The organism is Vibrio sp. 10N.286.52.C3 (assembly GCF_041468865.1).
Lineage (GTDB): Bacteria > Pseudomonadota > Gammaproteobacteria > Enterobacterales > Vibrionaceae > Vibrio > Vibrio crassostreae_C.
In genome coordinates this window covers 23836-50127 of the sequence record NZ_JBFRJM010000059.1, presented here as the reverse complement: position 1 = coordinate 50127, position 26292 = coordinate 23836, and the positions used below count along the sequence as shown (strand labels likewise).

Below are 26292 nucleotides of genomic sequence, written 5' to 3'. Positions count from 1 at the left end.
CCGTGAATCTCTGGATTCACGGGCTTTCTTATGGAAGGTATCTTGAGTTAGTCTTCACTCACAAACACATACATATCACCACGACAGCGGTTGATGCTGTATTCAATCGGAACGCCTTTCTTATCGTAAGCGGTTTGTTCGATGAGCAGTACAGGTACAGTTTCGTCGATGTTAAGCTTTTCTAGAAACTCTTCAGTTGGCATCTTAGCGGAAACTCGGCTCTGAGTTTTTGTCGGCGAGATATCTTGGCTGCGGAAGTAATCGTAAAGAGACAGCTGAATTTCATCTGGATCGTGGATCAGGTGAGCAGGGACGTAAGACTCTTCGATAGAGACAGCTTGCTCGTCGATGTAACGAACGCGCTTTAATAGAAAGACTTGATCGTTCTCTGCAATTTTAAGCATCTTGGCGATTTCTGAAGAGCAAGGAACCACATCTTTCTTTATCCACAATGTGTCGGGTTTTTTGCCTTTTAGAACTACTTGCTGAGAGAAGCCTGTCGCCTCTTTACTTGAGTATTCAACAGTCTCGCTGATCATAGTGCCCAAACCACGAGAGCGAACTATCACACCTTCCTTATCTAGAATATCCAATGCTTTGCGGACCGTAATTCGAGATACACCAAGCTTGTCGCTGAATTCACGTTCCGTTGGGATAAAGTCACCGCCCTTCAACATTTGTTGCTCAGTCGCGAGCTTTACTGAATCGGCAATCTTCAGATACAGAGGTGATTTATCTTTCTGGTCGATTCGTTCCTGAATCAAGGTAAGCAGTGGTTGATAAGCGCTCATAAAGGTCTGTTTTAGCTTTTATATTTAACCGAAGTATACCCGAAGTCTGAGTCCACACTTAATAGAAATGTGAAATCTGAGGGCGAAACAAAGATTCCACCACTCAGGGAGTTATTGAGTTAGCTTGAACGTCCCAACTGGTAACTGGAGGCGCCCCCATTTTCGCTGCATGGTTCTGTAGAAATAGATTTGACACGGAAGGTCAGTACCGTAGCCATGCTCACCAATACAGCACAGATCAAATAGGCGATCGAGTAACTGCCGTACCAATCCACCGATATTGCCGCCAGGATAGGGCCGATAAAGCCGCCAATCCCCCAAGCGGTATAAAGCACACCGTAGTTGGCACCAAAGTTTTTCAGGCCGTATAAGTCCGCCATAATTGAAGGGAATACCGCTAATAAAGTGCCGTACCCAATGCCCGCTAACGCAGCACCAACCATTAGTGCTGAGCTAGAAACAAACTGGCTGAACAGCAGCATATTGATGGTTTGCAGGCTCAGTGCGATCGCTAACGTTTTCAATGCGCCAATCTTGTCGCTGAGAAGTCCAGAAATCAATCGGCCTGCCGAATTGAATATCGATAAAGTCACGATCAAATACGCGCCTTCTAAGATATTGGCTTGCTCAGCAGCGATAGAGGTGATGTTGGCGATGATCATTAAACCTGCGGCCGCGCCGAATGCGTAAGTGAACCACAATAAATAGAACTGTTTGGTGGCGAGCATTTCTTTCCACATGTAATTGCGGCTGGCCGTTGATGCAGGGGTTAATGCGTCAGGCTGTGATGAGCTGACTTTAGGCTCATAGCCCTTTGGCGGATTCTTGATAGAACAGGCCAGTGGAAAGGCGATAAGAATCAAACCTGCCCCAAGTATTTGAAGGCTTTGCTCTAGACCGAATTCTGAGATTAGATAGCTAGTAAGAGGTGCCAAGTAAATAGCAGCCAGCCCGAATGCAGTGGCGAGTAACCCATTGACCATACCTTTTTGAGAAGAGTGAAACCACTTCATCGCGGTTGGATTCAAACACGCATAAGCGAATCCAATACCGGCACCAGTGACTAGACCAAAGCTCACATTAAGGTTCCAAGGCGTTAGGGAGAGGCTCGCCAAGATCATTCCCGCGCCAGCCATAAAAGAACCCACCATTAATACTTTTTGTGGGCCGATTTTATCTTGAATACGACCAGCAATGAGTAGTGCCAATGAAAGGGTGATTATAGTGATGGTGTAGGGCATCGAGGCTTGAGTGTTGTTCCAACCGAGTTCTAGTAGCGAGTTCTTAAAAACGCTCCAGGTATAGAGCACGCCGATACAAAGGTTGATCCCACAGCTCGCAAGCAGAATCCTCGTTGCTTTGTTATTTGCATTGGAAAAACGGTTCATAACAGAAGAATGATTCATATTAGAAAGGCCAAAAAAGCTAGATAGAAGAAAGACAGGCATAACAAAAAGGCCCAGTAATACTGAGCCTTGTGTCTACATGACTTAACAGGAATTAGTATTGGTTAAGGTAGTGAGTTATCTCGTCAACGCTTGGTGCGCAGTCGCCGCCCACATGACTCACCACATAAGACGCAACCGCATTGCCAAGTAAGATCGCGTCAGGCAGTTCCCAGCCAGAAGCCAAGCCCGCTAACACGCCACCCGCATGGGTATCACCTGCGCCAATAGTATCTACCACGGTCGCTTTAAATGGTGCAACGTTCCCGTAGCCATCTTGAGTAGCGAACAGAGCACCATCACTGTCGATACGCAGAATCAGTGGGCAGCCATACTGGTTATGCCATTGTTCTACAAACGCGTTTATCTCTTGCATACCGAGCACTTCGGCTTCTTGGCGATTTAAAGATATGGTCGGTTTCAGCTTGATTAGGCGATCAAATAATGGTGTTGGAATGTCTCCAATACGAGGACCGAAATCGATGAATAGTTCAATACCGCTTGGCAGTGTTTCAAGCCAAGTAACGATTTGTTCTCCACAAGCTGAAGACAACTGGTATCCCGAAAGGTAGATGATCGCATTGTCTTGAAGCTTGAGTTGTTCAAGCGCTTGTTGATTCCAGTTGTTCTCAACGCCACTGACGGACAGGAAAGTACGTTCGCCATCGGGTTCAACTAACGCTAAGCACCAACCATTGTCGCCACTTGGATCTTGCAGGCTACTTGTTAGGCCTTTCTCTGCCATCGCGGCAGTGATGATGTCCGCCCATTTACCTTGGCCAATCGGTAGAGCATTAATAGATTCAACGCCGAGCTTTTTTAAAGCAATCGCGATGTTGAGAGCGCAACCGCCGACATGAATGCCTTTCTCTGTGAGCTCGACATCAGTGCCACGTTTCGGTAGCGCAGGTGTCTCTGTCACGATATCGACCACGGCAGCGCCGATTAGGCACAACTGTCGCTTGTTTTGTAGAGTTGGAATCAGCTGAACTAAAGAACTATGAGGCATAACCTTGCTCCTTAATCTCTCTTAAGCGTAGGAAGGTTTCAGCGTAACCGGTAAAGTCGAGTTGGTTTTCGTCATCGAGCTGTTTTTTCAGTTCGACATCGATAGCTTGAATACCATTCAATGCGCCACAAATTGCAGTTGCCATTGCACCAATTGTATCGGTATCACCGCCTAAGTTGGCACATAGAATTGCACAGCGGTTTGGATCGGTTTGTGCTAGCTCAACCATTGCGATGGCAGCCGGAACTGACTCAATCGTGCTTACACCTGCACCGACTAAGTTGTAGATCTTTTCCATGCGTTCTTCAATGCCGCTGTTTTCTGATGCCACCATAAGTGCAAGCTCAATACGAGCGCCCATTGAAGCACTGAACGTGGTGATCTTCTTGGTTTGTGCTGCGTTAGCAATCGCAGGTAGTTGGTCTTTAATTGCGCTCCAGCTGTGCCCTTCAATCGCTTTAGATACAGACCAAGCAATGGCAACCGCACCCGCAATCGCTACGTCTGATTTATGTGTTGGGCTTGAAGCCAGAGCGACTTGGTCGATAAAAGTATCAAGGCTGGTGGTTGGTATAAGGCAGCCCATTGGCGATACACGCATTGCTGCGCCATTAGTTACACCGTTGTTTTCAAGCTCATCAATTGAAGTGCCTTCTTTAATCGCGCGCATCGCAGCTTTCGAGCTTGGGCCGAAAATATTTTTATTGAATGCATCAAAGCCTTCAGCCCAACTTAATACGTTACGAGCAATGATCTCTGGTGAGATTTCGCCATCGCATTCAATGATAGCGTCTGCAAGAGCCAGCGCCATTGAGGTGTCATCCGTGAACTGGCAAGCATCGAAGTAACAAGCGGCGTTGTTTTCAGCAGGCCCCGGCAGGAATGAGTCAATCCAACCAAAATGCGCTTTTACTCGGCTTCTTGGCCAAAGCTCTGATGGCATTCCCATCGAATCACCCAGTGCTTGACCATAAAATGTGCCTAAAATTCTGTCTTGTTTTGAAATGTTCATCTTACTTCACCAAAAATAGGTTATCTAAAAGCTGCTCAGTCAGAAGCTAGGAGAGAGACCGAGCAGGTATAAAGTTACGCTTGAGCTTTTTCTACTGGAGTTTGCTCTGATGGGGTTCCATCTGATTTGTTGTCGATATTAATCTCTTTGATCTCGCCGTTTGGTTCACGGAAGAAGTACATAAAGATGACTAGGATGATGGCGATCATGATGGCTCCGAAGCCCCACATACCAGCCCAATCAAATGTCAGGCCATTCTGTGGTTCGTCGTAAGCAAACATCTTCTCCATCAACACGCCACCTAAGCGGTAACCGAGCAAGCTACCAATACCTTGGCAACCTAATGTGATAAGGCCTTGCGCAGCGGTACGCATGTGAGCCGGTGCTTTTTTGTCGACATAGATGTAAGCCGTTACGAAGTAGAAGTCGTAGCTCACACCGTGCAATAGGATGCCTGCGAACAGCAGTGAGTAGAGGTACCAAGTGTCTGCGCTACCGTAAACGAAGAATCCATAACGAACCGCGGCAGTAAATAGACCAAGAAGTAATACCTTCTTAATACCAAATCGTTTTGTGAAGAATGGTAGTGCCAGCATAAAGAAGATTTCAGAGAACTGACCCAGCGTCATCCAACCTGTCGCATTACTCATTCCTACTTCAGTTAAGTAGCCATTAGCGAAGATGTAGTAGAACGCTAGAGGCATGCTGAACATGAAAGAACAAACGAAGAATGCTAGGAAGTTTTTGTCTTTTAGCAGCACGATAGCGTCTAGGCCAAGCATCACTTTAAGGCTGAGTTTACCGGTACTTTTCGGTGGTGTATCTGGCAGTGTTAGCGCGAAGATACCCAGAGCCAAAGATGCTAAAGCGGTCAGAATAAGTGGGATATTGCTTGATGAAATATCACCATAGCCTAACCAACCTGGTAGGAAGCCGATAGCGATACCTGACGCAATCCAACCGATCGTACCCATAACACGAATGCGCGGGAAGTCACGTTCTACGTCTTCAACGTTAGAGAAAGCAATGCTGTTGGTCAGTGCAATCGTCGGCATGTAGGTCAGTGAGTAAAGCAAAAGTAGTGGGAAGAAGGTGGCGAACTCGGTTTGCTGAGCCGCTAAGTACATCAAACCTGCACCTGCTATCAACATCACAGAAAGTACTTTCTGTGCAGCGAAGAATCGGTCGGTGATTGAACCAACTAAGATCGGTGAAATGATCGCGGCGATCGCGGTACATGCGTAAGACCATGCGATCTCAGTTGGTGTGAATCCATTGGTATTGAGTATTTGCCATAGGGGAACAAACCATGCTCCCCAGATAAACCATTCAATGAACATCATTGAAGACAGTTTGAAGTTATTCGATTTCATTATTATGTCCTTTAGTACTGTAGGGTACGCGAATGATGGTATTCCAAAATATAATACCAATACAATACCATTGGGGTTGTTTTGTGATCTAACTATCAGATGTATCAGCAACGCAGTTACTTTATATGATCATAGAACATGGTGTTTTGAGCTGGTGCTGAGATCTAAATATGACGAGTTGTTTATCTAAATTATTGTTTCTAAATACGTTGTTTGAATGTCTCTGACGATGTGTGTCGATAAGGAGGAAGGAATAACGTGGGTAGGGAAATTAGGCATAAAAAAAGAGCAGCCAACGCTGCTCTTTCTGGTCTTAGTTTGGGTATATTACTCAGTGAATAGTTAACCCATAAACCAAGACACGAAAATCAACGCACCAAAACCAAATGTCGCCATTAATGCCGTGTCGCCACCGGCTGCTGTGTAGCTGCCTTCGGTTTGTAGGTGAGGGAAGTCAGGTCTGCGAACCTTAACTACCATTGCGAGTGGGCCCCAGATAGCTAGGAACACCAGGACCATGCCTGCATAGTCCAGCATGCTTACAAACTGGCTAGCGAACAACTCAGCTAATACCAAAGGTAAGATGAAGGTTAGCGCATAAGCCAACGCTTTGTTGTTGGTCACCGCATCTTTGTTTTGGTCGTAAAGCGCCATCGACACGCCGAGGAAAGAAGTCACCAAGGCCAGAGCAGAGAACAGAGCGATCACCACTTTCAACCAAGCAGATTGGCCGCTGAACGCAGAGATCAACTCAGAGATATTGTGGAACTGGCTTATCGCGTCTGTGCCAAGGTTGCCGATAATCGCGAATAACCAAGTTAGGTAGCAAATTAATGGAATCACTGAGCCTAGCAGAATCATATTGCGGATCTGCTTTTGAGTTGCTTCACGGTTGTAGATAACCAGTGACGGGATCACCACCATAGAGGCAAAGCTAGTAAAGATAACTGCGCTGTATTGCACCACGTCGTTGGCCGTGTATTGGCTGGTTTGAGTTAGGTAATCAAGGCGAATGTTGCTAAATAATGACGCGATAACGATAAACAGCATCACGACCATCAAGATGAATAGCCCGCGATTCAGTTTGTCGATATAAGACTTGCCCGAGACGACGATAGCACCCATCAATAGGCTGAAAATGGTATACGCAACGGATGCTGATACATCGACACCAACGTCGAGCAGTAGCTTATGAATGATGTCACCGACACCCAAGATATAAGCGATCAACATGCATACTAGCAACAGGTAAAAGAGTGCATTGATAAAGTGTTTACCTTTGCTGCCCAGAGTGAGGTAAGCAACACTGCTCATGCCACTGTTGTCTTTAGTTTTAGTGCATGCTTCTGCCAGGAGGAGTGCAGAGTATGTGGTGCCGATAAAGATAAGTAGCATCAGCACTGAGCTGATCATGAAGCCAAATTGGGCCAACACCATGGGAATAGCGAGCATGCCAGCCCCTAATGCAGTTCCTGACAGAATCAAAGAACTGCCGAATAATTTCATATTCAAGAAAAACAACCTCAAGCGATCCAATTAAATTTTGTTTGGATTGTAAATAATTGTTTCCAAGACTAACAAAATACTCAGTAAAGTTAGGGGTTAATTTCTAATAAATTTTGAATTTTTCTAAAAAATTTAAGCAGGAATTTCTGGTGTATATGTGTGGTTGATTTAAGTATTCACTCGGTGAGTTTATTTATCGTTTAGTTAACGTTCGTCCATTATTGAATGATTTAGAAATTGGCAAAATTCAGTTAAAAAGAAGTATGTTTATGAGCTAATTGTTTTCAATTCATCAAGTTTAATACTTCTCCTTTCCTGAATCCCGTTCAGGCAATGTCGATGACTAACCGTTCTATGGGTAAAAGACACGCTCAGATCGCTTTATCAATTTGAAGGTAAATAGGTAAAGAACGAGAAAAGTGTCGAAAATTCTGTTGACCTGACTACAACTTCATAGTTTATCTTTACTACTGAAATGAGGGAGAAGTGGATGTATCGCATATCTGAATTAGCGGAGCTCGTTGGCATGAGCCGTTCAACGCTTTTGTACTATGGAAAGTTGGGTTTGATAGAAGCTCAACGCACCAATAATGGTTATCGAAGTTATTCCGAACGCGACTTGCAGCGTGTGAAATTGTTGCAGCAGTTACAAGCGGGTGGACTGACGTTGAAAGAGTGTCAGGCGTGTTTGGATGCCAAGGTTGACCGCTCCTTGTTACAAAACCGACTCGAACAATTGGACGAAGAGATCGCTCAGAAACAGCGTTCGAGAGATCTTTTATCGGCCTTGTTAGGCGAGAGTGGTTTGCAAGATTGGCATGAATCGATGGACAAGGTGGCGCCTGATGCGCATCTCGATTGGCTCATTAAGCAAGGCTTTGATGAGAAGCAAGCACTGCGACTGAAATGGCTTTCAAAAGACATGAACGATCATGACCAGTACATGGCGGATTTTGAGGTGATCTTTGAGGGTTTACAGCGTTTAGGGCCAGGAACAGCGGAAGATACTTTAGCGGCGTTGGTACACGTTTCGGTTTCTCCTAAACGTGTGCTTGAGATCGGTTGTGGTAAAGGTATTGCCACCTCTGTGTTAGCGAAAGCCTTAGTAGAACATCAAGTGGATGTGCAAATAACGGCGGTAGATAATGATCAACCGAGTTTAGATGTTCTGACTCAGCAAGGACAGGTTCTTGGCTTAGAAAGCAACGTCAAAACCGTATGCGCGAGCATGATGGATCTGCCGTTTGAAGCTAAGTCGTTTGACCTAATTTGGTCGGAAGGCAGCGCTTACATCATGGGTGTTGAAAAGGCGCTAAAGCAGTGGCGAAATTTACTCAGTGATGACGGCATATTGGTCGTTAATGATTTGGTGTGGAATACCGAACAACCTAACGAATCGAGCAAAGCGTTCTGGCAGAAAGAGTACCCGGACATGACGACGGTTTCCGAGCGTATTAAACAGGCAAAAGCAGCGGGTTATGAAGTTTTGGATCACTTTGCAATGAGTGACGCTGGTTGGCTTGCGTATTACCAGCCCTTTCAAAAGCGAATAGAAGCGCTTAAAGCAACGATGCCGAACTCAAAAGCGCTCGTCGATTGCGACAATGAAGTTAAACAATTTTTCGATAGCAGCACATCAAAGAACGGTTTGGGTCAAGAGCCTTCGAAAGGTTCTGAACAACGTGATTTTGATTATCAGTTCTTTGTGCTAAAGAAATTAAAGTAAATGAGTAACACCATGAAATTTAGGCAATATAATTCAAATGAAATCGAAACGATCACTCAAGTTTTCACTCAAACCTTTACGGATTCAGAAGGTGAGAACGAAGGTAAAACTTTGGGTGAGCTTGCCAACGATCTTTTAACGACCACAGCTCCGACAGAGCTATTTTGCTTTGTTGTTGAAGACGATTCTAGTGAGTCGGATGCGGATAGCACGATTGTGGGTGCGATTATCTTTACGCCGCTTTCATTTGATGATGAAACCAAGGCATATTTGCTTTCGCCAGTCGCGGTGAGCACTCAGGTGCAAAAGCGTGGTATTGGTCAGAGCCTGATTAACTCCGGTTTGCAGCTCCTAAAAGAGCAGGGTATTGAGCTTGCAGTGACGTACGGTGATCCTAACTACTATTCAAAAGTGGGCTTTGAGCAAATTACCGTTGAGCAGGTCCCTGCGCCCTTTGAATTGAGTTTCTCTCACGGTTGGTTGGCTCAATCGTTGACTGGTGGTGAAATTAAAGTAACAAGTGGCAAGTCGAGCTGTGTTAAAGGCTTGGCCCACGCAGAATATTGGTAGCCGCTTGCAAAAAAATTGAGAAAAAGAGAAAGCCCATCAGGTGTTGCCTGTTGGGCTTTCTTGTTATGAACGAAGACATTCTTCTGGCTTCAATGTATAAATTGAACAACTGTTCAAAATAACATTTGAACGATCGTTCTTGTTTGATCTATATTGTTTTCACACCAACGGAGAACATTCATTAATTGCTCCGTGATTGAATAACTTTAGAACCGAAAATTGATAGGGATAGAGCAATGAGCAACTTCAAAATTCACTCAGTAGAATCCGCGCCAGAGCAAAGCCAACCTATTCTTGAGGGCGCTAAAAAGCAGATGGGCAGAGTGCCGGGCTTGTTTGGTGTGTTGGCTGAATCTCCAAACACACTTAAGGCTTACACTCAGCTTCATCAGGCGTTTAGTGATTCATCTTTCGATGCTGAAGAGCTAACGGTTGTTTGGCAAACCATCAACGTTGAACACGAATGTCACTACTGCGTTCCAGCGCACACAGGTATCGCACATTCAATGAAGGTTGATCCTGCAATCACCGAAGCACTGCGTAATCGCACGGCTCTACCCACTGAAAAATTGCAAGCACTGCATGATTTTACGCTGAGCATGGTGCGTAACCGCGGCAATGTGCCTGAAAGTGAAATGGCAGCATTTTTCGAAGCGGGCTACGGTCAACAACAAGTGTTAGAAGTGATTCTTGGCCTGTCTCAGAAAGTGATCAGTAATTACGTAAACCACGTTGCTAAAACGCCAGTCGACAAAGTATTTGAACAGTTCGCTTGGCAAGGTTAATCGCATTTAACTAACCATCGTATTTAAGCAACTCAAGATATGATAATGATGAAAGCCCCGCTCAGTTGAGTGGGGCTTTGTTGTTTGGGTTGAATATGGAATTAACAAGGTTACCTAACGTACGTGCCTAGCGATTATCTTCGCTAGTGTCACAAGCCCTTCTTTCCACTCTTTGCTCTCTTCAATGTTGGCGACAGTGAAGCGCAGACAGTGTTTATATTGGTCGTTGGTGCCAAATACTGTTCCGGGTAAGATCCCCAATTTATGCTTCAAACAATCTTGATAGACCGCGTAGCTATCGACCGATTCAGGCAGTGTTATCCAGTTTAAAAAAGAGCCTTCCGGTTTTGATAGGTGGTATTGCCCGACAAGGTGTGGGTAGCTATCTAGTGCTTGTATTAACAGGCTTTGGAATTGCTTTTGATTGGTTTGGTAGAGCCGCTTCATCTTAGACAAATGACTGCGATATTTGCCGGTAGTGAGAAATTGACCCACAGCGGATTGCATCAGATTTGAGCTGCCCATGTTGTCGCATAAAAGGTACTTTTCGACCAAAGGTTGGTAGCGCCCAGACAGTAACCAACCGATTCGCAAGCGTGAGTCTAATGTTTTAGACAGTGAGTTGACGTAGATGACTCTATCTTGATCATCAAGCTCTTTGAGGCTCGCGATTGGTGTGTCGAATGCCAAGCTACCGAACACATCGTCTTCGATAATTGGTAAAGATCCGGTGATCTCCAGTAATGCTTTTCGATTCGCCAATGGCATTCTTGAGCCGGTTGGGTTGGTAAAGTTTGGTGTTAGCAGTAAGGTTTTCACTTCCCATTTATCCAGTGCACTTTGTAGCGAAGGAATGTCAATACCGTGGCTAACGCTGCTTGGTATTTCAAGGGCTTGTAAGCCAAGCGATTCAAGTAAAAGTAGATTGCCGAAGTAACACGGTGACTCGACCGCCACGATGTCACCGGGCTTGGTGAGCGCACGTAAAGCCAAACTGATCGCCTGTTGAGCACCATGAGTAATCGCAATCTCTTTCGATCCCGCAGGCACACCAAGATCATGAGTGATCTTTAACAATTGCTTTACTAATTGCTCGTCGCCGGGGGGTAATTGGTAATAACCGGGAAGTTGAGTTTGTAATCGACTGTGACGGCCAATCTCGGCATACAAGCTACGAATCGCAGGATTGTTGATGTTCGGGTGCGCGGAGCCTGCCAATAGTTTCAGACGACCTTTTGGACGAGAGAGTACCGATTTAGTGACAGACAATAGATCGACTTTTTGAGGTTGGCTTGATGCATCCCAGCTGGTGGTGCTCGGTGCTTTCACGCGATAGCCTGATTTAGGCACAGAATAAACCCAGCCTGTCGCCTCCAGTTCTTGATAGGCACGAATCACGGTATTTTTACTCACACCAAGCTGTTCGCTTAATTGACGGATTGAGGGAAGACGATCGTCTGGATGAAAAAGTCCCTTATCGATCTGAGCCTTAATATGTTGTTCGGTAGCAAGGTATTTATTGCCGCTGAGTTCTGCTTCCACGTGTTTCTCCCTCGTTGCACACTCTCAATCTGTAACCATATAAAGTGTTATATCTGTATCTTTATTAGTTATCTGTACCCAACTAAGGTAACAGCATTGATGAATAGTTGACCAGAGGTTTGTAATGCTGATTAAAATGATTCCGTTTGTGTTTGTAATATTGTGGTCGTCAGGTTTTGTCGGCGCACGTCTTGGTGTGGAATACGCGGAACCCGCAACATTACTTTCATTGAGGATGGTGGCCAACGTGGCGCTGTTCTTGGTTTTGATTGCAATCCTTAAGCGTCGTATTCCTCGTGGTCGAGCATTCTTCCACGCAAGTGTGGTTGGCATCTTGATTCATGGTTTCTACCTTGGTGGCACCTATCTGGCGATTGATATGGGTATGCCCGCCGGGTTGAGCTCTCTACTTGTTGGCTTACAACCGATTCTGACCGCCTTGATTATGATCAGCTGTACTTCGCAGCGTTTTAATTTTGCACAGTGGTTGGGATTAGCGCTTGGTTTTGCGGGTATTAGTTTGGTGTTGATGGGTAATATTGAATGGCAGTCAGACGACCAAAAAGGCTTGGCAACATTATTGTGTTTGGTTTCTTTGGTGGGTATTACCTGCGGCACTCTGTATCAGAAGCGCTTCTGTCAGGGGACAGATATGGTCGGCGGTGCGATGGTGCAATACTTGGCTTCTGCGGCGTTGTTTCTGCCGTTCGCAATGCGCTATGAAACCATGCAGGTAAACTGGACTGTAGAATTCACGCTAACTCTAATCTGGCTGGTGGTTGTTCTGTCTTGTGTTGCCATATTATTGTTGCTTTACATGGTAGAACACGGTGCATCTTCAAGTGTGGCCTCAGTGTTTTACTTAGTTCCACCGACGACAGCAATTCAAGCTTGGCTTATTTTCGGTGAGTCGTTCGACATCTATGGCGCAATGGGCTTTGCGTTGTCGGCAGCTGCAGTTTATTTGGTGGTGAGGAAGCCAGAATGGATTAAGGTTCGCAGACGAACAGTGTTACAGCGGTAGTTTGTATACCAAAACTCACTCTACTTAAAGTCGATGACTAGAAACAAAAAAAGAGCCTGACGATGCAGGCTCTTTTTTTACTCATTTTTTCGCTAGCGATTGATGACTAGCGTTTCATCAAACAAGCGTAAGCCGTTGTAAACGGTGCTTCTTGGTATTGCTTAAGGCCGGTCTCTTTGAACTTCATCATAAGAGGGTTGCGCTTAAGGCTTTCTTTGATTTCAGCTGGAGACACAACGGTTACATCTAGGCCGTCGATTAGCTGAATTGCTGCTTCAAGTTTGAAGCCGAAACCACCGCCAGCAAATTTGCCTTTAGTCTGACGTTGGCGAATTACAACTTTTTCTACTTGGTAATCTTCCATTAACTTTGCAAAAGAGAATTGAAAGTCTTTCATATTCTGTGTGTCGTTTGCGTCGCTAATCGCAACCTTAGAAACTCGGCAATCAGGAATGTTAAATACACCATCTGATAGAGAAAGAAGACAGATGACTGCATCGTTACCTTTGATTTCAACACCACAAATTTTCATGTTCTTACCTACTTATTTTAGAGCCCTACATTATGGTGTTATTTCTAACACTTCTCCAGTATTTGCGCGTATCAGCGGCAAATAAGTCTAAATCAGAGAGTATTTTAGCCGTCGAAAGTTAACCTTTGATTGAAAAAACATCACACGAATTACGGTATCGTTTGCTATGAGATGAAGCTCACAAAAGCTTAGCGGGATTTCATATGTGTGCTGTATATTGCGCGCGCATCCCTATTTGAAGTGTGGTTATTAATCCCAATGAATATCAATAATCTTTCGATTAAGAGTAAAATCGCGATCCCGCTGTTGGTGATTGTGATTGTTTTTTCTACCGTTACTGTGCTCAACGTTATCAGATCAAATGCTCAAGCTGCGATTAATAATGAGCTCAATAATGTGGTTCAGCCAGTGCTAGATAACCTAGAAGATGGCTACCGCGATATCTACCAAATCATCGCTTCGGCACAAGGTCTGTTGCTTGCGAAAGACCAAGCGGCGGTCGAGTACCAAAAGTTTGAATTTAAAGACAACGCTTACAAAGCGGTTCCTCGTTTTCAAAGTGTCGAAACCTTGTATCAAGCGGGCGTGTTGGATCCATCTTCACGTGGCGAGTTATCAAAGCTTGTTAACGCGATGAGCAAGTGGGTGGTGCTGCATGAACCAATGTTTGCAGACCCTGCCAGCGCATACCAATACAACATCAATTACTCGCCAGCATTAGACGCTGAGTTTGCAATCATTCGTGTTCAGCTTCGTGATATCAGAACCCTGATTGAACAAAAGCAGAAAGAGCTTCGCCAGCAAGCTGCTGACTCTATCGAATCAAGTAAGTTGATCATTGAAGTGGGTATGGCGGTCGCTGTTTTCGCTGCGCTTTTCGCTATGTGGTTATCCAATCGGTTTATCGTTCAGCCAATCCAGAACGTAGAGAAAGCGATGAATGAGATCGCATCGGGTGACGGTAACTTGTCTCAACGTATGAAGGTCGAAGGTAATGATGAGATCGCTCGTTTAAGTTCTGCTTTCAACCAGTTTGTTGGCAAGATCCATGTCACCGTCGAACAAGTTATTTTTACATCGAATGCGGTACGCGCTGAGATGGAAAACATTAAATCGTTAACGCAAAGTGTTGCTGAATTTTCATCGAACCAACAGCGTGAAAGTGAAGTAGTCGCGGCGGCGGTTCATGAGATGCAAGCAACCAGTGAAGTGGTGAGTGGTAATGCATTAGATGCGGCAACCGCCAGTAATGTTGCCAATCATGAAGTGGAATCGGCAGACACCACGCTTGGCTTGACCGTGACTTCGATTGAACGCCTTGCGCAAGATATCGAGAACGCGGGCGGTGTTGTTCAAGAGCTGGACACAGACGTGAAGAACATTGCCTCAATCCTTGGTGTGATCAAAGGCATTGCAGAGCAAACCAACCTACTTGCTTTGAATGCGGCAATTGAAGCGGCACGAGCGGGTGAACAAGGTCGTGGCTTTGCAGTTGTGGCTGATGAAGTTCGTGCGCTTGCGAGCAAAACTCAAGACAGTACAGGCGAAATCCAATCAATGATTGAACGCTTAGAAGTGGGGGCTAAACATGCGGTTGGCGTGATGACTGAAAGCAAAGTGAGTGGCGAGAAAACCATTGTTCAAGCAGGAACTGCAGCGTCTTCATTGAGTGAGATTCGAAACTCAATTGGCAAGATGAATGACATGAACACACAAATTGCTACGGCGGCTTCGCAACAGTCTCAAGTGTCTGAAGAAGTGAATAAGAATGTTCAACGCATCGCTGAAAGCACCATGCAAATGGTTGAGATGGCAAGCAGCGCAGAAAATGCATGTATGGCATTGGCTGAACAGTGTGAAGCGCTAGATAGCCTTGTGTCTCAGTTTGAAGTGTAATTTTCAAAATTAGACAGACGCATATGAGCCGATAATGGTTGCTCGTTTGAATTCCATTAATCAGCGCTGAACGAAAAAAAGCCCGTACTCTATGAGTGCGGACTTTCTTTTTGACTAGGTGATCAGTTTTTAGACCTGATCAATCACTCAGTGTTAGCTGCTAAGACCGTCTTTGTATGTGTAACGGTAGTCCACTTTTACGTTCGCTTGGTAGTGGATGTCGCCGTTCATGTTAGTGATCTTTTTCACTTCCATATTTGCATCATCAATCTTGAACGAATCGTATTTGGTTGTCTGTTGGAACTGTGGCAGTTCTCTTGAAAGCTCAAAAGGTGTTTTTGCGCTTAACTCATCCATAAGGTTGGTGCCTGCATCGTATGCTTCCGCTTCAGTAACAAATGTATCAGATTTTAGCGTTGTTTCTTGAATTGTTGTTTTAGTTGCTGCAAACGCAGTGGTGCTGAGTACAAGAGTTGATGCAAGTATGATTAACTTCTTCAAAGGGATACCTTACTTTGTTGTACCAGTGTTTTAGAGATTCTCACCCTAGCAATAGGGGATGAGGTTAATGTTAGGACAAAAATATGGTTCTGTAAGGGAATGACTATAGGTGCCGAAGATTAATGCACAGCGCATATCAAGCAAGGTGACACTGATATCTAACTTCAATACACTGTATGGGTAACCAAAGTTCAGCATAAGGTAAAGGCATGGCCAATTGGGAAGGGGTAAGTGAGTTTGTTGCAGTGGCAGAGCGTGAAAGCTTTACTGGTGCGGCGCAGAAGCTCGCTACGTCGGTGGCTCAAATCAGTCGTAGAGTAGCAAACCTCGAAGAACGACTCGCAGTGAAACTGCTCAATCGAACGACTCGAAAGGTGTCTCTTACAGAGGCTGGGCAACTCTATTACCAACAATGTAAGTTGTTGGTCGAAGGTTTAGAAATTGCTGAGCTTGCGGTCACGCAGATGCAATCCACACCCAAAGGCTTACTGAAAGTCACCGCGCCTGTGACTTATGGTGAGCGCCAACTCGCCCCAATACTGCATCAATTCTTAAAGCTTCACCCGCAAGTAGAGCTTGAGCTGATGCTGACCAATCAAAAGCTCGATCTTATCGATTCGGGTGTTGATGTTGCGATTCGTCTTGGCCGCTTGGAAGATTCAAGCCTTGTGGCAAAGAGGCTGTCTCAACGCCAACTTTATGTATGTGCAAGCCCTGAATATATTGAACGTTATGGCGAGCCGCATACATTATCAGAATTAAATAATCACCAATGTTTAGTCGGTGGATTTGAACATTGGCGTTTCAAAGAAAATAGACGCCCTCGCTCAGTTCGTGTTAACGGACGCATTAAGTGCAACAGTGGTTTAGCCTTGTTAGACGCAGCTAAGCAGAGCATTGGCTTGGTGCAGTTGCCTGAATACTATGTGAGTGAAGACCTTGATTCTGGTGAGTTGGTTGAGGTGCTGTCCGATTATCGAGATGACAAAGAAGGGATCTGGGCGCTTTATCCTCAGAACCGCAACTTATCTTCAAAGGTTCGCCTGCTGGTGGACTTCCTTTCTGAGCAATTGGATTAGTGTATGGCTTAAAACCTCCACCGATAAAAACGGGCTTCAGAATAGAGATTCTGAAGCCCGACGTGTTTTAGGATTAATTATCGTTTGATTACGGCTTACTAGACCGAAAATGTATTAGACGGTGAAGCGATCCACCAAGTGATACAGCTCATTTGCACGACTGTTGAGGTTTTGGCTACCTGTACGGTTTTGATTCGCGAGTTCTGCCGATTGTGAGCTTTGGTCAGAAATCACCACGATGCGTTGAGATATTTCTTGTCCTACAATATTTTGCTGTTCAGTGGCTGTCGCAATAAGCGAGTTCATGTCCATGATGGTATCAATCGACGCTTGGATCTTCGCCAGTGCTTTGGCTGCGGCATTCGCTTCTTCCACGGTTTGCGCACTTCGGTTTTGACTTGAATCCATCGCTTTCACAGCAGCATCTGAGGCAGCTTTAAGTTGCTCAATCATCTTGTGAATGTCGCCAGTGCTTTCTTGAGTACGGCTTGCCAGTTTACGAACCTCATCGGCAACCACAGCAAACCCACGACCTTGTTCGCCTGCACGTGCAGCTTCAATCGCGGCATTCAACGCGAGTAGGTTAGTTTGCTCGGCAATGTCTTGGATGACCGCCAACGAAGAGGAGATATTCTGCACATCACCTTCTAAACGAGACACGACAGTGTTGGCTTCTGATACTTCGCTCGCTAGGCCTGCCACCGAATCTGCAGCGGCGTTTACTATCTGTTGCGCTTCTTTGGCATTGCCCTCTGCAAGTTTAGCGGAATCCGCCGCTTGGCTAGCGTTGCTCGAGATCTCTTGCGCCGTTGTGGTCATTTCAGTCATCGCCGTTGCAACTTGTTCAGTCTCTTCACGTTGCCCAGTAGCAATCTCGTCGACCTGCGCAGCGCGAGAAGACATGCTAGATGTCTCGGCTACGACTTGCTGACCGACATCGCTTACGCTGCGAATGATGGTTTGAAGGCTTGCCACGAAGGCGTTGAAGTTCTCGCTGAGCTTAGTGAACTCAGGCGCTTTGAAGGTTTCCATTCGAGCGGTTAAATCGGCTTCGCCACTCGCGAATGCGCTGATTGAACGATCAAACTGCTCGAGTGGTCGCATGATTGTGCGGTTGACGGCAACGGCAAACGCAGCAACTACTAGGGCAATCAAACCACAGAATATAGCGATCGCCGTCAATGAGCTTTGTAACGCGACATTCGAGCTCTCTTTCATCTCTGCGATTACAGCATCGATGTCGTCAGTATAAAAACCTGTGCCTAGCATCAAGTCCCACTGGGGAACGAATATCGAGTAGCTCAGTTTCGGTAGAGCTTCTGATTGACCAAGTTTTGGAAAGTAGTAGGTGGTGAACTCACCAAGCTTTGAGTTCTTGATCAAGTCACGAATCAGGTAGTTGCCTTTTTTGTCTTGCAGGTCGTAGTAGTTTTTACCAATGCCATCGTTATTTTGCCCAACAACTACTCGAACGCCTTTAGAGTCGTAGCCAAAGATGTAGCCAGACTCGCCATATTCGAGAGTTCTTAATGTCGGTAAGGCTTCTTCTAATGTTGCACCTCTTTCCAAGAACGGGCTAATAGAAGATTGAGCCATTTGCAGATACGCTTTAAGTTCCTTTTCTTTCATCGCCATCATATTGCTACGCGTCGATTCTACTTGTTGTGCGGTTAGCTCGGTGCTCTTCATATACGTCACGCTCATCATCCCAATTGCCATCAGTAGCAGTGGAATAAAAGAGAGAATATAAAGGCGGTTTTTGATGGTTAGGGTCATGTCACGCTTCCTGTGTGATTGTCTCATGTAATTTTCAACACATTATTAATGTGGTTTCAAAATGTAAATGGGCTTGTTGTTTAATTGTTATCCTAGAGTGTTTTTGTTTTATAAATATGATGACGGTTAGGTTTTTGGGGTGAGAAGCCTTGCAACTAGAGGCTTAAGCGCGAAAAAGTGAGTTTGTATCGATGCTTTTGAATTCGACGCTGCTTTGTTAGAATGCGACGCTTTGTAGCACCCTGCTATGTCTATTCGTTAAGTGAGAAAGATTCATGAACAAAAGCCATGTGACTATTGGTTTAACTAACCCAAAGAGCCCGACAAACGTTGGTGCTGTTATGCGTGCGGCTGGTTGTTACCAAGTCGACGAAGTTAAATACACAGGGCAACGCTACGAAAAAGCCGCAAAATTCCACACCGATACTAAGAGTGCTGCGCGTACTATCCCGTTGACTGGTGTTGAGTCGTTTTTAGACAATCTTGATCCAGAAACTAAGATCGTTTGCGTAGAACTCGCAGAAGGTGCAACACCACTACCGCGTTTTAAACACCCAGAAAATGCCATTTATATCTTTGGCCCTGAAGACGGCTCTATTTCTCAAGATGTCGCCGACAGAGCCGATCATGTTGTGTACGTACCAACGGTTGGCTGCATGAACTTGGCTGCAACAGTTAACGTGCTGCTTTATGATCGCCTTGCTAAGTCAGATGAAATGGATGAGAGCAACGAGCTGATTAAGAAAAGCCGTGATAACCGTAATCACCTGCTGATCAAAGAAAAGTAATTCTCTGCTTCTAGTGTTATCTATCCCGTACGCAATCGGATATTATCTTGAGTTCATCATCAGATAATTGAAGGGTTAGATAACACCATGGAAGACAAGCAATTACTTGCCGCGCTACAGCAACACTCTGTCCTCGATCTCTATCAGTTATTCCAAGAAGTTGGTCAAAACTGCTCTTTGTATGCATTACTAGAGAGGTTATCTTCCCTTAAAGAACATCATCAACTGAGTACTCGTCTTAGCCCTTTTAAGCCTCATATCGAAGGATTGCTAGCTCAATTTGATAGCGCCACTCCAGATAGCGAGATCCTCAAGGCAGTCGCTCTTCAGTCTGAGATTCAGCAACGAGGCCACAGTATGAGTCGTTACATCATGACATCAGATAATCACCGCCATTTTTCCCCAAGTGCAGACCTAGTCATGTTTGGTGATTCGATCACCGAATGGGCCCCGTGGGCGGATATCTTTCGCGATGTTTCGATGGTCAACCGTGGCTTAGCGGGTGACACCACAACTGGCATGTTGCGCCGTATTGATACCACGTTGAATGTGAAGCCAAAGCTGGTGTGTTTTATGGCAGGGATAAACGATTTAGCTCAGGGTTATGATGTCGACCATATCTACCAGAACTACATTGATATGCTTAAGGTGTGGCAAGAAAATGAGATTCGCATATTGGTGCAATCAACGCTTTATGTTGGCTCTAAACTGCAAGGTTTAAATCCGTCGGTTGAACTGCTCAATAGCAAGCTAAGCGAGTACTGTACACAGCAAGGCATTGCGTTCTTAGATGTGAATTCAGTATTGTCGCCTAATAAGCTGTTGTCGAACAAGTACTCGTGTGATGATCTGCATTTGAATGCGAAGGCTTATCAAACTTGGGCTGAGATACTTCAACCTACGATAGCTGAGCTACTAAAATAGACTCACGCAAAACGCTAGCTAGACCGATAAACAGCTTAGCTAATACAAGAAAAGCCAACCCCTAGATTTGTTTCGCGAACCATAAGGACATCAATGTGAACCTAAGACAATTGGAAGTCTTTTACGCCATTATGCAGACCGGAACCGTATCTGGAGCCGCGCGCAGCTTGCATGTGTCGCAACCAAACGTGACCCGTATTTTGGCGCACACGGAGCAACAACTTGGGTTTGGCTTATTCGAACGAGTTAAAGGGCGGTTGGTGCCAACGGTTGAGGCAAAAACCTTACTGCCAGAAGCGGAAAAGGTGTATCAGCAATTGGGGCAATTTCGATCTCTGACCAACAAAGTGAAGCAAGGCCATCAGCATTTACGCATTGGTGCGCCGCCGATTTTAGCGACTAAATTACTGACTCCGGTAATCGCCCAAATGTCTCGCGAGCAAAATGGCAGTAAGCAAGATCTCTCTTTTGAGTTGCTGACAGCAAACCGTGATGAGCTGTGCGCTGGGCTATTAAAGCATGAGCTTGATATTGCTATCGCGTTTGGCGATGAAGCACCGCCTGCGATATTAAGTGAAACGCTATTAACCGAATCACTAAAGGTTTTGGTTCCTTCCAATACGGTTGATCATTTCCCCGCGGAATTAACGTTAGATGATCTGATCAATTATCCGCTGCCAATCATCGGGCTCGATAGCCGCGATCCATTAGGCCTCCTGTTACATCAACGCCTTATTGCACGTGAGCAGCATTATCACCACCCGATATCTGTACGTGGGTATAGCGCCGCTGCGGAACTGGTCAAGCACCAAGCGGGGTTTGCGATTGTTGATCCGTGGACGGCAGATCAATATCAAAATGACGATGCGGTCTGTGTGTTGCCGCTTCAACCAGACATCCAATTTTCGGTATCGATGCTTTGCGCAGAGCACACCCCTCAGTCGATTTCCGTTAAGCAATTTATCGCTTCATTGAAAACCCATACTCACCCTATAACTTAAGGTTATAGGCTCGCCATAAATAGGCATTCGGCAGCTTCGAAGTTCTTAATTAAAGTAAACCCATACAAGGGCTTATTAATTAGGAATACTCATGTCGATCGCTCAACCTTACCTTCTTTTTCTTGGGGATGTTACTGACCCACTCGCTGCAAAAACAGCTCGCGGTATTCATCAATGGCGACCAGAAATCTGCCTAGGTCAACTGCGTTTAACGGGTGATACCGTTTCACTGGGCTTAACGGATATGACCCTGCAAGAGGCGCAAGCGCAGGGCGCGAAGACGCTAGTGATTGGTACCGCAAATCCGGGTGGTGTTATTCCTGATTCTTGGCAGTCAACCATTATGGCCGCTGCAGAAATGGGATATGAGATTGCATCTGGCATGCACCAACGATTGAGTGAATTTTCACCGCTTGCTGACATGCAGCAACAAGGATTGACTAAGCTTCATGATGTACGCCATTTTGACGGTGTTCTTAATGTTGGTAACGGTAAGCTTCGTCAAGGTAAGCGCCTGCTTACTGTCGGAACTGATTGCTCAGTAGGCAAAATGTTCTCGGCATTAGCGATTGAAAAGTCGCTTAAACAAGCGGGAACATCCGCTCAGTTTAAAGCGACAGGGCAGACAGGTATTTTGATTGAAGGCAGCGGTATTTCGATTGATGCGGTGGTTGCGGATTTTATTTCTGGCGCAGTTGAAGCTATTAGCCCTGATTTTACCGACCACGATTGGGACATCATTGAAGGGCAAGGCTCTTTGTTCAACCCTTCGTTTGCAGGCGTGAGTTTGGGTCTTTTACATGGCGCACAAGCTGATGCCTTAGTGCTGTGTCATGAAGTTGGGCGACCACATATTCGTAACCTTCCTCATGCTAAATTACCAAGCATAGAACAGACGATTGAAGCCAACTTGCAAGCGGCGCGACTGACTAATCCAGACGCGAAGCTGGTGGGTATCTGCTTGAACACGTCGGCGATTAGCATTGAAGAGGCTGAGACATTGTGCCAAGAATGGACCACACTCTATCAAGTGCCAGTGACGGACCCAGTGCGCTTTGGTGTACAACACATTACTGATCATTTGCGACATTCACTTTAACGACTTCATCATTTCTACGTTTCCATTTGTTAAAGTGAACATCAACCGAGTGAAATTATGAAGATTACAGCTGAACCCATTATTATCGCGATGCAAACGCCTTTTCGCATCTCTCGTGGCAGTCGAACTGAGTGTCACGTTGTTCGTGTTTACATTGAACATGGTGGCAAACGAGCTCAGGGCGAATGCACGCCTTACCCACGATACGGCGAGTCATCGGAGTCTGTGTTAGCGCAAATCCAACAAGCGTCTAGCGCACTTGAAGCTATGTTTGAACGAGGCGTTACTGATCCGGCAGAGCTAAGAGATCATCTTCAGTCTTTATTGACCGGAGGGGCAGCGCGCAATGCGGTCGATTGTGCGCTTTGGGATTTTGAAGCTCAGCAGAACGACCAGACGTTTCCGAATAGCTTGTTTGAGTTGCCTGCTCAAATCGTGACTGCAATGACAGTCTCGATTGGCACGTCAGAAGCCATGGCGACTCAGGCTCGAGACTATGTCGCGAATGGTGCGAAACTTCTGAAAGTGAAGCTTGACGGCGAGCAGGTGGTAGAGCGTGTTCGCGCGGTACGAGAAGCTGCGGCAGATGTTCAAATTGTATTGGATGCGAATGAAGCGTGGACAGGATTGAATCTCGAAGAGTTGTTCAATCAACTGGTAGAATTTGATATTGCGATGATCGAGCAGCCGTTACCCCAACAGCACGATGCCTCATTGGCGCACATCAAGCACCCGATACCACTGTGTGCTGATGAAAGCTGTCATACCACTTCGCAACTTTCATCTTTGTTAGGCAAATATGAAATGGTCAACATCAAGCTCGATAAAACAGGTGGTTTGACCGAAGCATTGGTACTTGCTGAAGAAGCTCAAAGGCTAGGATTTACGCTGATGTCGGGTTGTATGCTCGGTACATCGCTGGCGATGCGTGCAGCTCTGCCTATCGCCGTTCAATCTGAAATCGTCGACCTCGATGGCCCAGTCTTACTTGGTCAAGATGTAGCACCATCACTGACTTATCGAGATGGGATGATTATTCTCTAAGTTCGTTGAGCCCGTTTAATCGATGGACATGACATGAATGAAATCGTATGAGTGAAAACTTGTGCGATTTTTGCTTCAAAGTCTGAGCGATTATCTAAATTACTTCACTTTTAAGCCTCAGCAGCGCATCCACAAATTCTGCAAACCCATAGCCACCAGGCTGCGACATGACCCTGCTTGGATGATGCTCTAGCTTATCCCAATAATGTTGAATGTTTGCCACGCCAACGGTAAGTGGAAGTGATTTGAACATCTGCTGATCATTCATTGAATCGCCGACATAGCAGGCTTGATTGTGGATTTGCTCAAGCGATAAGCCTTTATTAGCCAGGAAACGGTGCACGGCGTTTTTCTTTGAGTGTTCGCCGTACCAAGCGTTGATATGAATCGAATTTGCCGTCGCGTGTGCGCCTAAAGCGTGTATTCTTTCGAGTACCGCTTGAACAGTTTCAGGATCAACAGGCTTACGGTTTTGGCCGATATCAATCGCGACCTCACACAAGCGGTAAGATTGATCCAAAGTTAGCGATAGGTCGGGGTAACTCAACAAGATCGCTTCAACTTCTTGTTTTAGCTTAGCTTGGTTCTTACGCACTTGTTCTAGCGGTGTTTCAGATGAGAGTTGTAATGCATCATCTTGCTTCTCTAGTAAGAAGGCGCCGTTTTCTCCAAGCACGGCATCGACAGGCCAGAGCTGCGCAATATGGTCACACCAACCAGCACAGGCTCCCGTTACAGCGACCACTTTGATTCCATTGTCTCTCAGCTTTTGTAACACAATCAGGGTTTCTGGAGGGAGTGAACCTTGCCAAGTGAGCGTGTCATCGACGTCGGTTAATACCCATTCGATGTGCTTCCAGTTGTTGTCTAGTTGGTGTTCCATTAAAACTCACTTATTCCATGGATTGTTTTACACAGAGCGTATTAATTCAGCCCAATGTAGAATTAGAAGCTAACGTGATTAGAAAATACAGTGTTTAGCAAAATCGCCCGCTTCATTAGCCGTCCAGTCACCTTTAGGCTTTTCTTTCATATCCGCACACCAAGCTTCACTGCCAACCTCGGTACAAGCCATTAATTGAGTAGTAAGGAAAAGTATCAACGCGATTTTCTTCATAATAAACATTCCGTTGTGGTCTAAATTTCTGCTTATAACTGTATCAAATCCCACAAGTGATTGTTATAGCTGCTAAGAACTTAAGGGCGTTAATAATGATGTGGGGTTGAGCTGAATTCGAGGGACGGTAAAGAAGCGAAGGTTTGCTTGGCTTTAAGATCGAAAAAGCCAGCAACGTATGCTGGCTTTGAAATTCTTAATAAGTTTCTATTCGTTATTTCGCTTTAACTACTTATCGATTTATACCAATTTCATCTCTTGGATGATGTCCGAAGCAATCTCTGGCTTCGTGCTTGTTGGTTTCTCGTGTAGGTCGGCTTTCAATTGTCCCTTACGGTTACTTAGGCCCGCTTCAAGTTTCTTAAGTGCTGCAGCGATAGCTGGGTACATAACATCGTCTGTCGATTTTGCTGTTACTCGTACACCTTCGTAGTTGGTGAATACTTCAACCTGATGTTGACCGTGTTCTTTAGTAATGATGATGTCGCAACTGATCAGTGATGGGAAATGGTTAGATATCTTCTCGAATTTACCTTCGATGTCTTTGCGTGACTCGTCGTTAATTGATACATGATGTGTTTGAACATTTATTTTCATAAATCATACCTTTCCAATGACTGTGTCATTTAAACGTAGCAAACATCGCATAGATTAACCAACTGAGAATTAGCACATGTGTGATTGACTTCAGTGTTATCAAATATTCTCTTGTTACTCCCTTGAAAGTCCGATGAACTGATCGCATATTATGTTTCGTGTTTTAAAGACATGTTCAAAAAAACTCCATCCTTGATAATTTGCGCTAACCTACAGCGAATTCCCAGTGAATCTCTCTTTATCGGTTTTATAATTCCGAACTTGTCACTCCATTGATTTTCTTTCCAGCTCACTCACTTTTTCTTCTTTGATTAAAAACTCAGCTTAAGTTACTAATTTATAGACACTCAACTGCCCACTCCATATTGAAGTGAAACTCTCCTGCTGTGAGTTGAGACTCGGGTATGGTAATGCGTGCTCGAATATCGACTTCTTTATTGGATGCCAGTTGATCGACAGGAAATTCGACGCCCTGACGCCAATAATTAATGTCACCTTCATAGCGAACCGGCGTTTCGACTTTGAATCGCACAAGTTCTGAAATGCGAGACTCATCAATTGAGCCTAGATCAATATGTTGCAGTTTGAGCAACAATCGAGAATCTTTGCGATTGGACTCAAGCTTAAGCGTTATCGCTCGGGCATCGTATTCTCGGCCACTGAATTTAAGCCGTTTAAGTGTATTAAAACCATCAAAGCCATTAAGATTGATGCAGAAATGCTTGAGCTGTTAGGCAGTGAAGATGGCAACACAGCGATGATCAAAGTGAGCTGGGATGAGAAGGGAATGAAGGTCTATAAGGATGGCTACTTAGCAGATTATGAGTACGGGATTGCCCCTCATGAGATGCAAGAAAACTACGAATTAGCACCTAAGTAACTCGATTCGATTGCAGAAAAGCGCCTTGCTTAGTTAGTGGGCGCTTTTTTGTTGCTCACCAAAATATGACGAAACTCACACTTTTCTGACAATTAATGACTCGTTGTGCTAGTATGCGCCGCTTGTCTTTGTAATTGATAAAAAACGCATTACCAAAACAGACTTTTCTGTTTACCTGCTTGTAATGACCTCATTCAGTTTGGCCTGACTTGGCTGAACATCTGCATTTTGCTCGGACGCAAAGAGAGTAGTTCTCACTACTTCACTATGTACAT

The 26292-nt window shown here is 45.2% G+C and carries 25 protein-coding genes and 1 pseudogene; 12 read left to right on the top strand and 14 right to left on the bottom strand.

The window, feature by feature from the left end; translation table 11 throughout:
* Nucleotides 1-47: 47 nt before the first annotated feature.
* The 6 genes from AB4138_RS18370 to AB4138_RS18345 form a co-directional block, all read right to left on the bottom strand.
* On the bottom strand, nt 48-791 hold the full coding sequence (locus AB4138_RS18370) for a GntR family transcriptional regulator (protein ID WP_048611702.1): 744 nt from the start codon (nt 789-791) through the stop codon (nt 48-50).
* A 119-nt stretch (nt 792-910) separates the two neighbouring features.
* Nucleotides 911-2197, bottom strand: coding sequence for an OFA family MFS transporter (locus tag AB4138_RS18365; protein WP_372307191.1), 1287 nt, complete (start codon nt 2195-2197; stop codon nt 911-913).
* A gap of 94 nt (nt 2198-2291) precedes the next feature.
* Complete coding sequence (locus AB4138_RS18360; protein ID WP_372307188.1) at nt 2292-3245, bottom strand: PfkB family carbohydrate kinase; 954 nt, start codon at nt 3243-3245, stop codon at nt 2292-2294.
* Nucleotides 3235-4257 carry an ADP-ribosylglycohydrolase family protein gene (locus AB4138_RS18355; RefSeq protein WP_372307185.1) on the bottom strand — a complete coding sequence of 341 codons (1023 nt, stop codon included), beginning with the start codon at nt 4255-4257 and terminating at the stop codon, nt 3235-3237. The genes AB4138_RS18360 and AB4138_RS18355 overlap by 11 nt, the downstream gene beginning before the upstream one ends.
* Nucleotides 4258-4331: 74 nt before the next feature.
* The gene (locus tag AB4138_RS18350) at nt 4332-5630 is read right to left on the bottom strand and encodes a nucleoside permease (RefSeq protein ID WP_372128397.1); all 1299 of its coding nucleotides are present in this window, start codon (nt 5628-5630) and stop codon (nt 4332-4334) included.
* Nucleotides 5631-5972: 342 nt separating this feature from the next.
* On the bottom strand, nt 5973-7136 hold the full coding sequence (locus tag AB4138_RS18345) for an amino acid permease (RefSeq protein WP_017061663.1): 1164 nt from the start codon (nt 7134-7136) through the stop codon (nt 5973-5975).
* A gap of 490 nt (nt 7137-7626) precedes the next feature.
* Here AB4138_RS18345 and AB4138_RS18340 point away from each other — a divergent pair, with 490 nt between their 5' ends.
* The 3 genes from AB4138_RS18340 to AB4138_RS18330 all read left to right on the top strand — a co-directional run bounded on the left by AB4138_RS18340 (nt 7627) and on the right by AB4138_RS18330 (nt 10217).
* Nucleotides 7627-8862, top strand: coding sequence for a MerR family transcriptional regulator (locus AB4138_RS18340; RefSeq protein ID WP_372307182.1), 1236 nt, complete (start codon nt 7627-7629; stop codon nt 8860-8862).
* Nucleotides 8863-9432: a GNAT family N-acetyltransferase gene (locus AB4138_RS18335; RefSeq protein WP_372307180.1), complete on the top strand. Its 570-nt coding sequence runs from the start codon at nt 8863-8865 to the stop codon at nt 9430-9432.
* A gap of 236 nt (nt 9433-9668) precedes the next feature.
* Nucleotides 9669-10217, top strand: a complete 549-nt coding sequence (locus tag AB4138_RS18330; protein WP_017061666.1) for a carboxymuconolactone decarboxylase family protein — start codon at nt 9669-9671, stop codon at nt 10215-10217.
* A 114-nt stretch (nt 10218-10331) separates the two neighbouring features.
* Here the strand turns inward: AB4138_RS18330 and AB4138_RS18325 are convergent, their stop codons facing one another.
* On the bottom strand, nt 10332-11759 hold the full coding sequence (locus tag AB4138_RS18325; protein ID WP_372112839.1) for a PLP-dependent aminotransferase family protein: 1428 nt from the start codon (nt 11757-11759) through the stop codon (nt 10332-10334).
* Between the two features lie 124 nt (nt 11760-11883).
* Between AB4138_RS18325 and AB4138_RS18320 the strand changes: the two genes are divergently transcribed.
* Nucleotides 11884-12783 (top strand): DMT family transporter, encoded by a 900-nt coding sequence (locus AB4138_RS18320; RefSeq protein WP_136982575.1) that lies wholly within the window; start codon nt 11884-11886, stop codon nt 12781-12783.
* A 106-nt stretch (nt 12784-12889) separates the two neighbouring features.
* Here the strand turns inward: AB4138_RS18320 and AB4138_RS18315 are convergent, their stop codons facing one another.
* Nucleotides 12890-13315 carry a DUF3010 family protein gene (locus tag AB4138_RS18315; protein ID WP_017061669.1) on the bottom strand — a complete coding sequence of 142 codons (426 nt, stop codon included), beginning with the start codon at nt 13313-13315 and terminating at the stop codon, nt 12890-12892.
* Between the two features lie 258 nt (nt 13316-13573).
* On the opposite strand from AB4138_RS18315, the gene AB4138_RS18310 reads away from it, so the two are divergent.
* A complete protein-coding gene (locus tag AB4138_RS18310) occupies nt 13574-15211 on the top strand; it encodes a methyl-accepting chemotaxis protein (RefSeq protein WP_372307177.1) in 1638 nt (545 codons plus the stop codon).
* A 153-nt stretch (nt 15212-15364) separates the two neighbouring features.
* On the opposite strand, the gene AB4138_RS18305 is transcribed toward AB4138_RS18310, so the two are convergent.
* The gene (locus AB4138_RS18305) at nt 15365-15712 is read right to left on the bottom strand and encodes a DUF3316 domain-containing protein (protein WP_017069799.1); all 348 of its coding nucleotides are present in this window, start codon (nt 15710-15712) and stop codon (nt 15365-15367) included.
* Between the two features lie 209 nt (nt 15713-15921).
* Here AB4138_RS18305 and AB4138_RS18300 point away from each other — a divergent pair, with 209 nt between their 5' ends.
* Entirely contained in the window at nt 15922-16791 is an 870-nt protein-coding gene (locus AB4138_RS18300; RefSeq protein WP_017064933.1) for a LysR family transcriptional regulator, read from the top strand.
* 114 nt (nt 16792-16905) lie between these two features.
* On the opposite strand, the gene AB4138_RS18295 is transcribed toward AB4138_RS18300, so the two are convergent.
* Nucleotides 16906-18567: a methyl-accepting chemotaxis protein gene (locus tag AB4138_RS18295; RefSeq protein WP_017064932.1), complete on the bottom strand. Its 1662-nt coding sequence runs from the start codon at nt 18565-18567 to the stop codon at nt 16906-16908.
* Nucleotides 18568-18842: 275 nt separating this feature from the next.
* Between AB4138_RS18295 and AB4138_RS18290 the strand changes: the two genes are divergently transcribed.
* The 5 genes from AB4138_RS18290 to dgcA all read left to right on the top strand — a co-directional run bounded on the left by AB4138_RS18290 (nt 18843) and on the right by dgcA (nt 23423).
* Nucleotides 18843-19355, top strand: a complete 513-nt coding sequence (locus AB4138_RS18290; RefSeq protein ID WP_017061674.1) for an RNA methyltransferase — start codon at nt 18843-18845, stop codon at nt 19353-19355.
* 87 nt (nt 19356-19442) lie between these two features.
* Nucleotides 19443-20279, top strand: a complete 837-nt coding sequence (locus AB4138_RS18285; RefSeq protein WP_017069800.1) for an SGNH/GDSL hydrolase family protein — start codon at nt 19443-19445, stop codon at nt 20277-20279.
* 95 nt (nt 20280-20374) lie between these two features.
* A complete protein-coding gene (locus AB4138_RS18280) occupies nt 20375-21280 on the top strand; it encodes a LysR family transcriptional regulator (RefSeq protein WP_372307174.1) in 906 nt (301 codons plus the stop codon).
* Between the two features lie 91 nt (nt 21281-21371).
* Nucleotides 21372-22379: an N-acetyltransferase DgcN gene (gene dgcN / locus AB4138_RS18275; protein WP_017061677.1), complete on the top strand. Its 1008-nt coding sequence runs from the start codon at nt 21372-21374 to the stop codon at nt 22377-22379.
* Between the two features lie 57 nt (nt 22380-22436).
* On the top strand, nt 22437-23423 hold the full coding sequence (gene dgcA, locus AB4138_RS18270) for an N-acetyl-D-Glu racemase DgcA (RefSeq protein WP_372307172.1): 987 nt from the start codon (nt 22437-22439) through the stop codon (nt 23421-23423).
* A 94-nt stretch (nt 23424-23517) separates the two neighbouring features.
* On the opposite strand, the gene AB4138_RS18265 is transcribed toward dgcA, so the two are convergent.
* The 4 genes from AB4138_RS18265 to AB4138_RS18250 form a co-directional block, all read right to left on the bottom strand.
* Nucleotides 23518-24306, bottom strand: a complete 789-nt coding sequence (locus tag AB4138_RS18265) for an HAD-IIB family hydrolase (protein ID WP_372307169.1) — start codon at nt 24304-24306, stop codon at nt 23518-23520.
* A 78-nt stretch (nt 24307-24384) separates the two neighbouring features.
* Nucleotides 24385-24540, bottom strand: a complete 156-nt coding sequence (locus tag AB4138_RS18260; RefSeq protein WP_017064927.1) for a DUF3012 domain-containing protein — start codon at nt 24538-24540, stop codon at nt 24385-24387.
* A 240-nt stretch (nt 24541-24780) separates the two neighbouring features.
* Nucleotides 24781-25137, bottom strand: coding sequence for a ribosome hibernation-promoting factor, HPF/YfiA family (gene hpf / locus AB4138_RS18255; protein ID WP_017061680.1), 357 nt, complete (start codon nt 25135-25137; stop codon nt 24781-24783).
* 337 nt (nt 25138-25474) lie between these two features.
* Nucleotides 25475-25732, bottom strand: a complete 258-nt coding sequence (locus AB4138_RS18250; protein WP_229648214.1) for a hypothetical protein — start codon at nt 25730-25732, stop codon at nt 25475-25477.
* Between the two features lie 57 nt (nt 25733-25789).
* Between AB4138_RS18250 and AB4138_RS18245 the strand changes: the two are divergent.
* Nucleotides 25790-26017: pseudogene (locus tag AB4138_RS18245) on the top strand (hypothetical protein); the annotation flags it as partial.
* Between the last annotated feature and the right edge of the window lie 275 nt (nt 26018-26292).